The sequence below is a fragment of the Anaerobacillus sp. QJM3NY_32 genome (assembly GCF_056173645.1).
Window position 1 is genome coordinate 2,803,407 of the sequence record NZ_CM149684.1, and the last position, 13,153, is coordinate 2,816,559.

14 protein-coding genes are annotated in these 13,153 nt (G+C 39.7%); 1 reads left to right on the forward strand and 13 read right to left on the reverse strand.

Annotated features, from left to right (window positions below; translation table 11 throughout):
- Positions 1–3: 3 nt before the first annotated feature.
- From AC0VYH_RS14765 to rpsU, 11 genes are all read right to left on the reverse strand, one after another.
- Positions 4–393, reverse strand: coding sequence for a diacylglycerol kinase family protein (locus AC0VYH_RS14765; RefSeq protein WP_194219515.1), 390 nt, complete (start codon positions 391–393; stop codon positions 4–6).
- The gene (gene ybeY, locus AC0VYH_RS14770) at positions 377–850 is read right to left on the reverse strand and encodes an rRNA maturation RNase YbeY (protein ID WP_194219514.1); all 474 of its coding nucleotides are present in this window, start codon (positions 848–850) and stop codon (positions 377–379) included. The genes AC0VYH_RS14765 and ybeY overlap by 17 nt, the downstream gene beginning before the upstream one ends.
- Positions 847–2,976 carry an HD family phosphohydrolase gene (locus AC0VYH_RS14775; protein ID WP_475372680.1) on the reverse strand — a complete coding sequence of 710 codons (2,130 nt, stop codon included), beginning with the start codon at positions 2,974–2,976 and terminating at the stop codon, positions 847–849. Before AC0VYH_RS14775 ends, ybeY begins: the two co-directional genes overlap by 4 nt.
- 201 nt (positions 2,977–3,177) lie before the next feature.
- Positions 3,178–4,140, reverse strand: a complete 963-nt coding sequence (locus AC0VYH_RS14780) for a PhoH family protein (protein WP_194219513.1) — start codon at positions 4,138–4,140, stop codon at positions 3,178–3,180.
- 6 nt (positions 4,141–4,146) lie between these two features.
- The gene (gene yqfD, locus AC0VYH_RS14785) at positions 4,147–5,334 is read right to left on the reverse strand and encodes a sporulation protein YqfD (protein ID WP_475372681.1); all 1,188 of its coding nucleotides are present in this window, start codon (positions 5,332–5,334) and stop codon (positions 4,147–4,149) included.
- Positions 5,335–5,380: 46 nt separating this feature from the next.
- Positions 5,381–5,671 (reverse strand): sporulation protein YqfC, encoded by a 291-nt coding sequence (gene yqfC, locus AC0VYH_RS14790; RefSeq protein ID WP_194219511.1) that lies wholly within the window; start codon positions 5,669–5,671, stop codon positions 5,381–5,383.
- A gap of 155 nt (positions 5,672–5,826) precedes the next feature.
- A complete protein-coding gene (locus AC0VYH_RS14795) occupies positions 5,827–6,291 on the reverse strand; it encodes a hypothetical protein (protein ID WP_475372682.1) in 465 nt (154 codons plus the stop codon).
- A 35-nt stretch (positions 6,292–6,326) separates the two neighbouring features.
- Positions 6,327–7,316, reverse strand: coding sequence for a flotillin-like protein FloA (floA, locus tag AC0VYH_RS14800; protein WP_430244195.1), 990 nt, complete (start codon positions 7,314–7,316; stop codon positions 6,327–6,329).
- 21 nt (positions 7,317–7,337) lie between these two features.
- Complete coding sequence (locus AC0VYH_RS14805; protein ID WP_475372683.1) at positions 7,338–8,624, reverse strand: NfeD family protein; 1,287 nt, start codon at positions 8,622–8,624, stop codon at positions 7,338–7,340.
- A gap of 427 nt (positions 8,625–9,051) precedes the next feature.
- The gene (locus AC0VYH_RS14810) at positions 9,052–9,495 is read right to left on the reverse strand and encodes a GatB/YqeY domain-containing protein (protein ID WP_194219507.1); all 444 of its coding nucleotides are present in this window, start codon (positions 9,493–9,495) and stop codon (positions 9,052–9,054) included.
- Positions 9,496–9,512: 17 nt separating this feature from the next.
- Positions 9,513–9,689 (reverse strand): 30S ribosomal protein S21, encoded by a 177-nt coding sequence (rpsU, locus tag AC0VYH_RS14815; protein ID WP_048312787.1) that lies wholly within the window; start codon positions 9,687–9,689, stop codon positions 9,513–9,515.
- Positions 9,690–9,996: 307 nt separating this feature from the next.
- Between rpsU and AC0VYH_RS14820 the strand changes: the two genes are divergently transcribed.
- Positions 9,997–10,932, forward strand: coding sequence for a Na/Pi symporter (locus tag AC0VYH_RS14820; RefSeq protein ID WP_430244190.1), 936 nt, complete (start codon positions 9,997–9,999; stop codon positions 10,930–10,932).
- 144 nt (positions 10,933–11,076) lie between these two features.
- Here AC0VYH_RS14820 and deoC read toward each other — a convergent pair whose 3' ends face one another.
- Complete coding sequence (gene deoC, locus AC0VYH_RS14825; RefSeq protein ID WP_475372684.1) at positions 11,077–11,748, reverse strand: deoxyribose-phosphate aldolase; 672 nt, start codon at positions 11,746–11,748, stop codon at positions 11,077–11,079.
- Positions 11,749–11,794: 46 nt separating this feature from the next.
- A complete protein-coding gene (gene mtaB, locus AC0VYH_RS14830) occupies positions 11,795–13,150 on the reverse strand; it encodes a tRNA (N(6)-L-threonylcarbamoyladenosine(37)-C(2))-methylthiotransferase MtaB (RefSeq protein WP_194219504.1) in 1,356 nt (451 codons plus the stop codon).
- Between the last annotated feature and the right edge of the window lie 3 nt (positions 13,151–13,153).

Consider the following 13,153-nt stretch of genomic DNA (forward strand, 5'->3'; position numbering starts at 1 on the left):
TCCTTATGACTGAAACAAGTGAACAATCGGTTCGAAAAAGAGAAGGATACCGATTATAACTGAAATGACCGCAAAAAGAAAGACTGCAGCGGCTGAAACATCTTTTGCCACTTTCGCTATAGGATGTTCTTTTTCGGTAATTAAGTCAATCGACCTCTCAATCCCTGTATTTAACGCTTCTAAGCTTAACATGATACCGATTACAGTTAATAAAATGCTCATCTTTATCACAGATAGCTCAAGAATTAGCCCCGCTATCAGAACGAAACTACCTGCAATAAGATGAAATAGAAAATTTTGTTCATTTTTCACTAAATAACGAAAGCCTTGTGAAGCATATAGAAAGCTACGTAAAAACCGTAACAACCTAGACCGATTATCTCGTGAGGCCATATTGTTCTAACAGCACTTTTTGTTTTCCGAACATTTCTTTCTCATCTTCCTCGGTCATATGATCATAACCAAGTAAATGAAGAAAACCATGAACACTTAAAAAGCCAAGCTCCCGCTCAAAACTATGTCCATATTCAGTAGCTTGATCCTCTATTTTTGGAACGGAAATAACAATTTCTCCGAGTAAATGCGGTAGTTCTTCACCAATAATAAGCGGTTCTTCTCCCTCTTCCTCATCATCAAGTGCGAAGGAAATGACATCTGTCGGTTGATCTTTCCCACGATATTCGCGATTGATCTCGGTAATACGTTCATTATCCACAAACATAACCGACACTTCACTTCCCGGTCTAACCTCTTCTTCCTTTGCAGCATGGTTTAATAAATTCTCGAGCATCTCAAGCTGCTCTTTTTTAATTGAGTTCGTCTCATCAACAAAGTCTATCGTTAAATTCATGAAGTCACCTTCTTTTTTAATTCTGTTGGATATTCAATTCGACTATGAAAAATACCATTTAATGTTTCTAATATTGTTTTTGCAACAATGTCGAGCTCTCTGAGAGATAAATCACATTCGTCAAACTGTCCATCTTCAAGTCTTTCAGTAATAATTTTTCTTACGAGCGATTCTATGGTATCAGGGTTTGGTTTGTTCATCGACCTCACTGCCGCTTCGATACAGTCTGCAATTCCAACAACAGCGGCTTCCTTCGTTTGAGCTCTTGGTCCAGGATAGCGGAATTCAGCTTCAGACACCTGCTGATCAGATTGTTCACTTGCTTTGTAATAAAAGAACTTCAGCAGTGTCGTTCCGTGATGTTGTTCAGCTATATCCACAATTTCTTTTGGCAATCGATGCTTCCTGAGCAACTCCGCCCCGTCAGTGGCATGAGAAACGATAATTGTTTTACTTAAATATGGAGAAATTTTATCATGCGGATTTTCCATATTCATTTGATTTTCAATGAAAAAGTGGGGGCGTTTTGTTTTACCAATGTCGTGGTAATAGGCTCCCACCCTTGCTAGTAAACCGTTGGCTCCAATCGATTCACATGCTGCCTCCGATAAGTTAGCAACCATTACACTATGGTGATATGTTCCCGGTGTTTCAACAAGAATTTTTCTCAGAAGTGGATGGTTTGGATTAGATAATTCGATTAATCTTGTAGTCGAGATGATCCTAAAACCTGCTTCAAAGAAAGGCATAAGTCCCAGTGTTAACATAGATGAAAGAAAACCTGATACAAATGCAAACAAGATATGGTAGCTTAATTCGATACCACTGTATTGTCCGTTCTTTAACATTAATAATATAGCCACTGAAACGATGTTTATTAAGGATACTAGTAATCCTGCTTTCAATATGTTGGATCGATGATTTCTTTTACCGAGGAAAAAGACTCCCGATAAAGAACTCATCAATACATAGAAAGCAAGTGACGCATTCATTGGTCCCGTTATTTCTCCGTTGAAAAACACGCCAGCACATACTCCAAAGAGGAAGCTTGATGCAATGGCTAATTGTTCATTAAAGAGCATTTTGATGAGCATAGAACCTACCGCTACAGGAACAATATAAGCAATACCCGGCAATTCAATTCCCTGCATCAAGCTTGATAGTTTCAGAACAAGCAGTGTGCTGAGATAAATGAGAACGAGAATCAATAAATTTGTATTGGCTGAGCGGACTCTTGAATTTACATCCTGAAAGAAGTAATACAAATAACCAGTAAGAAGGACAACTAGCAATGCAAGGCCGATATAAGGAACTGCATCAAACCCCTCATCAAGAAGACCAGCTAGTCTTAATTGCTCCATCACTTCTCTATTAATCATCGCTCCTTCTTCAACGATAATTTGGCCTTCACGAATCATAACCGGCTGAACTGCTTCTATTGCTTCTTGACGACTTTGTTCGGTTTGTTCTGGATCTAGAAAATAATTAGGCACAATACTCTGCTGTGCTACTGTTATCATTGCTTTTTTCTGCTCAGTAGGTAGAGAAGTAAGGGATAACCGATCTTCCACATCCGTTTTAGATTGCTCTAAATTATCAATAGACACTCTATCAGTCATGACTTCCATTACTTCAGATAGTGTCAGCTCTTTAATTAAGCTAATTTGAGACAATTCCGCTTCAAGAAGCGGCACGAGAGTTTCGTTTGAAAGTTCTGCTGACATCGACACAGATAGCAAAGATTCAAGTTCTGTTATTTTCTCTTCTGTCGTTTCAGCGTCATCACTATCATTTTTTTTAACCTTTTCAATACCTGAAAACAAATCATTTAATTGATCGACCTGTGACTGAGAAACTTCATCTCTGTAAACATATTTTGCGTCGATTTGAGCTGCTTTCGATCGTTCATCTTCTGTGGCTGTTTTATTTTCGATCGTAATAGGCGAAGCTATATCATGATCTGCTCTTGAATAAAGAGAAACGTCCAATGATTCAGGAATGACATTTGAAAGCATCGTTAAATACATGATGAGAGCAACTAGGCCATAAAGAGACCATTTCACCATTTTAATTCGTTCAATATTACGGAGATTATCCTGAAACAGACGTTTAATCTTCGCAACCATAGCTTCCTTCACCTCATAAGTTCTGGCCTCTACTACTCTTCTTCATATTTTATCAGAATTCCCTAATAAATGGAGCGGAATCTCACAATAAGTTAAACTGATTGCTAGCAGTTCAACTTGATGAAAACATAAAAGATAAAGGTATCTTGTTGAATTCTTAAAGGCTAAAAAAAGACCCGTTTTTCACGGGCCTTTGAAAGCTTATTTCGTTTCATGCTCGTATGCGTCAATAATTCGTTGAACTAATGGGTGCCGGACCACATCCGTTTGCTGTAAGTAAATAAATGAAACGTCTTTTACTCTCTTAAGGATTTTTTCGGCAGCAGCAAGGCCTGATTCTTTACCTTTCGGAAGGTCAATTTGCGTTATATCTCCAGTGATGACCATTTTAGAACCAAATCCTAATCGTGTTAAGAACATTTTCATTTGCTGAGAAGTTGTATTTTGTGCTTCATCTAAGATAACGTAGCTATCGTCAAGCGTCCGACCTCTCATATAGGCAAGTGGAGCAATTTCGATCGTGCCACGTTCAATTAAGCGCGTCGTTTGTTCAACACCAAGTACATCATGAAGCGCATCGTACAATGGACGTAAGTATGGGTCCACCTTTTCCTTCAAATCCCCTGGTAAAAACCCAAGACTCTCTCCAGCTTCAACTGCTGGACGAGTTAGCACAATTTTCTTCACCTGGTTGTACTTGAGAGCTGTTACCGCCATTACAACAGCAAGATACGTCTTGCCAGTTCCAGCTGGCCCAATCCCAAATACCAGATCGGTTTTCTTCATAGCCGAAACGTAATGACGCTGTCCCAGCGTCTTAACTTTAATCGGTTTCCCTTTAGCGTTCGTTGTGATTTCTTCTTGGTAAAGTTCAAGAAGCTGATCTAGCATTCCCTGTTGAACAAGTTGACAAGCATAAACGACATCTCTCCCTGAGATACTTGCTCCGCGTTTTATAAGGGTGTGAAGTGTGTGGACAACTTCCTTTACCATGGCGATGGTTTCTTCATTACCTTTTACGGATATGCCTTCTCCACGAGTAACAAGTGAAACTTCAAGTGATTCCTCAATTATCTTTAAATGCTCATCGCCAGGACCAAATAAGCTTTGAGCTTCATTAGAATTTTCTAACTGCAATGTAAGATCAACATAAGATTCTGCCAATAGCCATCAATCTCCTTGAATAATCGGTATGTCTTTCCCGATCTCTTCTATTACTTCATAGTGTATCTTTACGTTTACTTTACCATTCTCTACCTCATGGTGCAAAATCTTTTCCTCTTTAATTTCAGCTTCTTTGGAGGTTTTATTTAGGATGTCCTCCCGACTAACACTACGCGCCGCATTCAGTGCTTCTTTTTCTGTGTATTTTCTTGTCACTTCCTTTGTTGCCAGCACCTCTGTCGTTTGAAAAGCTATCGGGATTTCCCACTTCAAAAAATGAAAATCAGTCTCTCTTTTGAGCTCTTCGTAGTGTTCAAAATCTGGTTTAGAGAAGCCCCATATTGGGATGCGTAAGCCAAACAATCCAATCGCGTATTTCCTTTCTGATTCTCCTGTGTTTGTTTGAAAAGTAGATTCAAGTGGAATGGAAACATTAGTTACATACCACGTCTTTCCATAAACTTCGCCTCTTGCAGGAACAAGTTCACTCTTATCTTCTTTTCCAATAAAGCCTGAAATAAGCAATTGACCCGGTTTGACATATGTGTTTTCCTCTACCTGCGCCTGACCTTCCTCAACATACATTTTTGTAATGATCGCTTTCTTATTCGCAACGATATGCCTCGGACTTAGCGCAGGTTCTTTTTCAGGAAGCTGTTTTTGCACAACTTCGAAATGATAGGTAGTCCCGCTTTGCTTAACACCAACCCACGTAATTTCTTCTAAACTCTCTGTAATCTCGCGCTGAAGCTCTTGATTAGAAGGCAATTGAAAGATAAATTTACCCTTCTTTACTCCTAGCTCGACTGCTGCCTGCTTTAGTTTATGCTCCACTTCAGGTGTAGCACCATTTACTGTAATAGACCAAACCATGTTTGATAAAATGAATATCAATACTAAACATCCAATTACTCCACTGAGAAAGCCTCTAGAATATATGATCCTTTTAATTACAAATGGAAAACCTTTTCTTTCATGAATTCGAATTCTACACCTTGTCCTCTTTAAGTGCGGCCTAATTCTCTTTACATCAGAAGTATAGAGCGAAAGAATAATAGTATCTTTATCCAAACGAACAATATCCCAAATTGGTATGTTGTACTCAATACACCGATTAATAAAGAGTTCTGAATAAGAACCCACTACTTTAATTCGAACAAATCCTGAAAAAAGTTCTCGTAAGTATTCCTTCATAGCAGCCTCCTGTATAGTCAGCCCAAGGATATCATAAGGCTTCTCATCAGTTATTAGGTCGATCAAGGTAAGAAACATGTTCAATTTTACCCTCAAGAAGTATCTCTTCTGGAAGAATTGTCTTAAGCATAAAATCTTTTCCTTTAATCAACAATTGGCCATTCTTAAGAAGGAGGCGAACTTCTTCATTAGAGAATTTTAAAACACCTTGATGATTCTCTATGTAGATATGCAGCTGCCCTACCATGGTTATTCGTGGTAAATCCATGACTGCATCTGCAGGAAGCTCTAACCTTCGGGTTAACCAGCTTTTTAGACCATGCTTCCACTTTGCCATGGATGCTCCCCCCTCTCCCTTCATCTTTATGAAAAGAATCGCAAAACTATCCCACTTACATTTGATTAAAAATCCTGTTCTCATCTTATGCAAACTTAAAATGAATGATCGCGCTCCAACAAAAAAAAGACGCCAATCGGCGTCTTTTGAACATTTTATTTCTTCATCTGTTTCATGCTTATCATCGAGGGATGCGGTTTTCTTGAGCGCGGCGGCCCAAGGATTTCCGACCAGATTATACCATCCCTTACATTCTTCTTATTTATCGAAAGATTCTTATCATTCTTATAAGAAGTTTGCTTCACATTCTTTTGAACTTTAATATCGTTCTCTGAATATCGATTCTCCCGCTTCGCCATCCGTCCTAGAGCTTCTTGATAAGCACTGACAGTCTCAGATTGAGGAGTTCCCTCTTCCCCTATCCCATTATACTCTGAACGGCCTGAGGCGGTATTTCCCTGCTCTCTCCGTCTTTGTGATTGCTGGCGATTGTTAGCAGTGGGCTTCGATTTCTGTTTTTCTTCCTCACTGCCCATTCGCTTAAGGAAACTAATAATTCCCCCAATAGCGACCAACACAAAAACAAAATTATTTAGAAGCAGTTCAATCAGATTATCCAACAAGATCACCTCCACCACAGGACTTAGGAAACAGTTTAGCGATCATCCTCATCTTCTTCCTGATTCGGTTTCCCGATCATGTCACGCATATCTGTATCTGCTTCAATGTTCTTTAAATTCATATAGTCCATTACTCCAATATTACCAGCTCTTAGGGCTTCAGCCATTGCCATCGGTACCTCAGCCTCTGCTTCAACAACTTTAGCACGCATTTCCTCTACGCGAGCGCGCATTTCTTGCTCTTGGGCAACAGCCATCGCACGACGCTCTTCAGCTTTCGCTTGTGCAATATTTTTATCTGCTTCAGCTTGATCCGTTTGTAGAACCGCACCGATGTTTTTACCGATATCAATGTCAGCAATATCGATCGAGAGAATCTCAAATGCCGTACCTGCATCTAACCCTTTGGAAAGAACCGTATGAGAAATCATATCTGGGTTCTCAAGTACCTTCTTATGATTTTGAGAAGAACCAATTGTACTAACAATACCTTCGCCTACTCGAGCAATAACAGTATCTTCACCAGCTCCACCTACAAGGCGGTCAATGTTAGCACGCACTGTAATTCTTGCTTTTGCTTTTACTTCAATTCCGTCCATCGCAACACCTGCGATAAAAGGGGTTTCAATCACTTTCGGGTTAACACTCATTTGCACAGCTTCTAATACATCTCTACCCGCAAGATCAATCGCAGCTCCTCGTTCAAAGCTCAGTTCTATATTCGCGCGGTGCGCTGCAATTAACGCATTAACAACACGGTCAACGTTACCACCAGCAAGGTAGTGGCTTTCTAATTGATTTGTACTTAACTCAAGTCCCGCTTTTACAGCTTTAATTAACGGATTAATAACGCGTGATGGAATAACTCGACGTAATCTCATCCCCACAAGATTGAAAATACTAACTCGCACACCAGCTGCTAATGCTGAAATCCACAACATAACAGGTACAAACGTGAAAAGAATCGCTAAACCAATAATAACTAACCCTACTATAACTAATAAACCTAACGTTCCAGTATCCATAATTTTCCTCCCTGATTTAAACTATTTATTTTCTCTTACAATGACTCTAGATCCATTTGTTTTTACAACCTTTACTGCTGTCCCAGCTGTTAAGAAACTCCCCTCCGTTACAACGTCCAGACGTTCGTCTCCAAACTCCGCTATGCCCGATGGTCTAAGCGGAGTCACCGCTACACCTTCCATTCCAAGCAGTTCTTCCCGAGTAGCATTTGAGACATACCCAAATTCTGACTTCGTTGAATCAGAAAGAACAATTTTTTTGAAGAAGCCACGATAGCCGAACAGCCGAATGAACAGATAAGAACCACCAATTGTAACTGCAACGGCAATAAGGACCGCAATTAAAACGTATTGCATCGATTGTCCTGAAGCAAGAACAATACTTGCTACAACACCTACCGCCCCAAAAACGCCGAATATTCCAAAGCCAGGGATGAATATCTCGACGATGATCAGCACAACTCCGACAATCAATAGAAGAAGAGATTCCCATCCAGCAAAACCAGCAATCATATGACCAAAGAAGAACAGTAGAAGAGCACCCGCTCCCATAAATCCTGGTACTCCAAATCCAGGTGAATATAGTTCCAATACAAGTCCCAAACTCCCTATAGATAATAAGATGGGAATAATAATAGGATTTGTAACAAAGCGTGCAATTCTCTCTGCAATACTAACTTCGGCATCACTTACTTCGGCATCCTTAAGATTTAGAACGCTTAGTAGTTCTGTGCGATCTTCTGCAGTCCCTTCGGCATATCCAACTTTCACAGCTTCCTGATCGTTAAGCGTTAAAAGCTCACCTTTAGGTGCATTATAATCCGGAAGATCTACATCAGGATCAGCCATTGCTAGCGCATACTTTGGGTCTCGATCATTAAGTTCTGCGGCCGACTTCATAGCCGCATGCCAGAAAGACTCTGCTTTCTTTCCTGCCGTATTGCCAGATTGATCAATAATAGCAGCCGATCCCATAAGCGCTCCTGGTTCCATAATAATCTGATCCGCATTTAAAGCAATATAAGCGCCAGCTGAAAGTGCTCGATTCGTAACATATGCTGTAATCGGAACATCTGATGCTTTTATAATCTTGGCAATATTATCAGCCGCATTCACAGCCCCTCCAGGCGTGTTAATTTCTAACACAATGTGATCAGCTCCCTGGTCCTCCGCATCCTGGATCGACCGTTTTAGAAATGCTTCCAACCCCCGCTCCACTTCCTGCTCCACAGGTATAAATGTAACGAGATCTCCTTCGCCTTCACCCAAAACTAACTCCCCAAAGAACGGAAGAAAAACCATCATCATGAAGCAAATACACACTAAAAACCTGACTATGTTTTTTCCGATAGTAATCCCTCCCTCCAACTTCCTAAGTATACGAATGAGATCATCATGAAGTTTCAATTTTATGTAGAAGAATATCTTTAGTATGACAAAAGGATTTAGAAAATACTAGTTTGAAATGGCATATGGATCAAAATTCTTTGAAATATAACATAACTATTTTTCCTTTTTACTTGTATCGTATGTATGAGCGAGCGTTGATAAAAAAAACACGCCCTGTTCATACAGGGCGTGTTTGCGCTTGATCATATTTATCCAACACTTAATGCATAACTAAGTTCTTCTTCTCTTTAACAGGGAAGTGAACACCCAGTCACGCCTTAAGGTCTGATTGTTTCAACTAGTCATCTTTAGAAAACAGATAATCTTCTAAAGTGACAGCATCACTTTATGATAAGTTTTTTTGTACAAGACGATTAACAAGTCCGCCGTCCGCTTTGCCTTTTACTCGAGGCATTAGCGCACCCATTACCATACCCATATCTTTCTTTGAAGACGCGCCAGTTTCAGAAATAACTTTCTGAACAATCTGGTCAACTTCTTCTTCAGAGAGTTGTTTCGGCAGGTAGACAGATAAAATCGACAGCTCTTCATCGAGATTCTGCACAAGATCACTTCGGCCAGCTTTTTCAAATTCAAGGAGGGAGTCTTTACGTTGCTTGACTTCGCGAGTGAGAACGGTAAGTTCTTCCTCTTCAGTTAGATCATGACCCAATTTAATGGACTCATTCTGAATTGAAGATTTCACCATCCGAATAACAGATAGTTTGTTCTTCTCTTTGTTCTTCATCGCTACTTTCATATCTGCTGTTAAACGGTCATTTAGACTCACTGACCTAACACCCTCTCTTAGAACTTACGCTTTTTCCTTGCTGCCTCAGATTTCTTTTTACGCTTTACACTTGGCTTTTCATAGTGCTTGCGCTTCTTTACTTCAGCCATAGTGCCTTCTTTAGAAACCGTTCTCTTGAAGCGACGCAGAGCATCATCGATCGACTCGTTCTTACGCACGCGAGTTTCCGCCATCTCTATCCCTCCCTCCAAAACATAGACAATCATAACACATGACTTTCTAACAAAGACATGTCACCTGCAATTATAATACATCCCGTCCTGTTTATCAACATTTCTTTCGTATATTTTATTTCTTTTAGTCTTATTAAAGATTTTTTGTTTTTCACACATAATTGCTTTAAAACCGCAACTAAGTGTAAATTTAACTATTTGAATGAGCGATGGTTATAATGAAAACTTTTTCCATAGCAATGAGAAAAAACGAGCATGTAACACGGATCCTGTCCATAAACTTTCAATGGAAAGGGGAAGTGCTAAATTGAGTCAATATATTGCATCTTTCATCGTCTTCATTAGTATTTTTCTTTTTGGAATGGCTGTGCTCCGCGTTGGACTAAATACCATCTCCAGTTCCAGGCTACAAACATGGCTTTATCGGGCTGCTTCAACGCCTTTACGCGGACTTATTACCGGCGCTGTTATAACAGCCCTGTTACAAAGCAGCTCTGCTGTGATGGTCATTACAATAAGCTTAATTGCTGCTAAGCTGCTTACCTTTAGACAGTCAATTGGAATTATTCTTGGCACGAATATTGGGACTACCATTACAGCTGAATTAATGACTCTTAATCCTGATCAACTTGTCATACCGCTATTATTGAGCGGCTTTATCTTGCTTCAAGTTAGAAAACAGCTGCTTTTCAGCATTGGAACAGTTCTGTTCGGCTTAGGTTGCATTTTCGTTGCTATGCATGGGCTAGAAGCACTTGCTATACCTTTATCGACTTTATCATTTATTAAAGATGTTATCCATAATACGAATTCAAATCTTATGTATGGTATTGGAATTGGGACATTATTAACTGCAGTCATCCAATCAAGTACAGCAACAACGGGAATTACAATGAGCTTTATTAATCAGGACTTACTTACTCTTTCCTCAGCGATCGCCATCCTTTATGGAGCGAATGTCGGCACTTGTATCACAGCGGTCATAGCAAGTATTGGAAGCAGTGCAGAAGCTAAACTTGCTGCTTATGCTCACGTTTGGATAAACATTATAGGTGTAGTCATCTTCTATCCGTTAATAGGGATTTTTGGCACGATAGCTTCTACCCTCACTTCCTTTCCTGACGTTCAACTTGCTCACGTTTCTATCCTCTTTAACGTCTTGTCTTCATTACTCTTTTTACCTGTAACTGGTTTGTTAGCACTATCCATAGAAAGGGTACACTCAAAAAACAATCTAATATAAAGCTAGCGAATTCAGCATAAATTCTCAGGCTTAGTTCAATTGACTGTCACCTTATTATCTACTGAGCAAAACGATATTCCCTCTCCTTCATAATATCTAAAAAACCCCATCACTTCTGTTAATAGAAGTAATGGGGTCGTTATATTAATAATCCGTATCTGCTGTTTCACCTTGCACAATTTTGACTCCAGCACTAGCTCCAATACGTGTAGCTCCTGCATCAATCATTGCTTGAGAACCTTCTAGGTCGCGAACTCCTCCAGAAGCTTTCACACCAATGTTCGGCCCAACTGTATTTCTCATTAGTTTAATATCTTCAACTGTAGCTCCACCAGTTGAAAAACCAGTTGATGTCTTAACATAGTCAGCCCCAGCTTTTACCGAAAGCTCACACGCGCGTGTTTTTTCTTCATCAGTTAGAAGACAAGTCTCAATAATTACCTTAACAAGCGCCTTACCTTTTGCCGCTTCAACAACAGCTTTGATATCTTGCTCTACAAGGTCGTTATTTCCGTCTTTAAGTGCACCAATGTTAATAACCATATCTACTTCAGTAGTACCCTTTTGAATCGCATCATTTGTTTCGAAGGCTTTTGTTTCTGTTGTAACGGCTCCTAGAGGGAAACCAATTACTGTACAAACTTTAGCTTCAGCACCTTGCAACATTTCCGCTGCGAGGGAAACCCAAGTAGGATTAACGCAAACTGAAGCAAAATTAAATTCTCTTGCTTCTTCACAAAGCTTTTCGATCTGCGCTCTGCTAGTATCTGGTTTTAGTGCTGTGTGATCAATCATTTTTGCTAGTTCTTTATTCATGATAGTCATCCTTCCGATTCTGTTTTAGTTAGGTTAAGTTAATAGCTTAAAATGAAGCAACTGCAGCAGTTGGCTCGTCCTCGTTCATAACGCGAACAAATTGACCTTCATTATAAGGATATCCAGGTTTAGTAATTTTCACTTTAACAATTTTTCCAATCATTTCTTCAGATGCTTCAAAGATTACTTTCATATAATTCGCTGAATAACCAACGAATAAGTTTGATTCTGGGTCATCCTTGTACTTCTCTTCCGGAATTACCTCAAGCACTTCACCTTCATAATGGGATGCGTACTCTTTCGCAAGTTGATTTGAAAGCTCAATTAAATGATGAACACGCTTGTTCTTAACTTCATCATCCACCTGGTCTTCCATCCGAGCTGCAGGCGTACCTGTTCTCTTTGAAAATGGGAAAACGTGAAGTTCTGAGAATTTATGCTTTGCAATAAAGTCATATGTCTCTTTAAATTCCTCATCTGTTTCACCAGGAAAGCCGACAATAACGTCGGACGTAATTGCTAATCCTGGAAGTGCTTTTTTCAAACGCTCTAAGCGCTCACCAAACATTTCCATTGTATACTTTCTTCTCATTCGCTGTAGTACTGTATTGGATCCAGATTGAAGCGGTATATGAAGATGCGGAACAACTTTTTCAGATTGATTCAATACTTCTATCACTTCATCAGTTACCTGACTGGCTTCAATAGAAGAAATCCGAATTCGCTTAAGACCTTTTACTTTAGCATCAAGGTCACGAAGAAGCTGAGCAAAGTTGTAATCTTTCAAATCCTCTCCATAACCTGCTGTATGGATACCTGTTAGAACGATTTCTTTATAACCGGCATCAACAAGCTGTTGAGCTTGTGAAATGACCGCTTCCGGTTCACGAGATCTGAGAAGGCCTCTTGCCCAAGGAATTATACAGAAAGTACAGAAATTGTTACAACCTTCTTGAATTTTAAGAGAAGCTCGGGTGCGATCTGTAAAAGCCGGAACTTCAAGCTCCTCATATACACGCGCTTTCATAATATTGCCTACGCCATTTACAGGCTCTCGTTCGCGCTTATACTGTTCAATGTAATCAAGCATTTTAACGCGATCCTGAGTTCCTACAACAACATCCACTCCAGGAATAGCCATAATTTCTGCAGGTGAAGTTTGAGCATAACAACCTGTTACACAAATGACGGCATCAGGATTTTTACGAATCGCACGACGAATAACCTGTCTGCTTTTTTTATCCCCAGTATTCGTTACTGTGCACGTATTAATAACATAAACATCCGATGCATGATCGAACTCAACGCGTTCATAATCATGATCTTTAAACAATTGCCAAATCGCTTCCGTTTCGTAATGGTTTACTTTACAGCCTAATGTATGGAAAGCAACTGAAGGCATATA

Excerpts from the sequence above, each read along its gene's own strand:
- mtaB (WP_194219504.1), bottom strand. The coding sequence starts at position 13,150 with ATGCCTTCAGTTGCTTTCCATACATTAGGCTGTAAAGTAAACCATTAC.
- AC0VYH_RS14775 (WP_475372680.1), bottom strand. The coding sequence starts at position 2,976 with ATGGTTGCGAAGATTAAACGTCTGTTTCAGGATAATCTCCGTAATATT.
- AC0VYH_RS14805 (WP_475372683.1), bottom strand. The coding sequence starts at position 8,624 with ATGATGATGGTTTTTCTTCCGTTCTTTGGGGAGTTAGTTTTGGGTGAA.
- deoC (WP_475372684.1), bottom strand. The coding sequence starts at position 11,748 with ATGAATAAAGAACTAGCAAAAATGATTGATCACACAGCACTAAAACCA.
- rpsU (WP_048312787.1), bottom strand. The coding sequence starts at position 9,689 with ATGGCGGAAACTCGCGTGCGTAAGAACGAGTCGATCGATGATGCTCTG.
- floA (WP_430244195.1), bottom strand. The coding sequence starts at position 7,316 with ATGGATACTGGAACGTTAGGTTTATTAGTTATAGTAGGGTTAGTTATT.
- yqfD (WP_475372681.1), bottom strand. The coding sequence starts at position 5,334 with ATGAAGGAATACTTACGAGAACTTTTTTCAGGATTTGTTCGAATTAAA.
- AC0VYH_RS14765 (WP_194219515.1), bottom strand. The coding sequence starts at position 393 with ATGGCCTCACGAGATAATCGGTCTAGGTTGTTACGGTTTTTACGTAGC.
- yqfC (WP_194219511.1), bottom strand. The coding sequence starts at position 5,671 with ATGGCAAAGTGGAAGCATGGTCTAAAAAGCTGGTTAACCCGAAGGTTA.
- ybeY (WP_194219514.1), bottom strand. The coding sequence starts at position 850 with ATGAATTTAACGATAGACTTTGTTGATGAGACGAACTCAATTAAAAAA.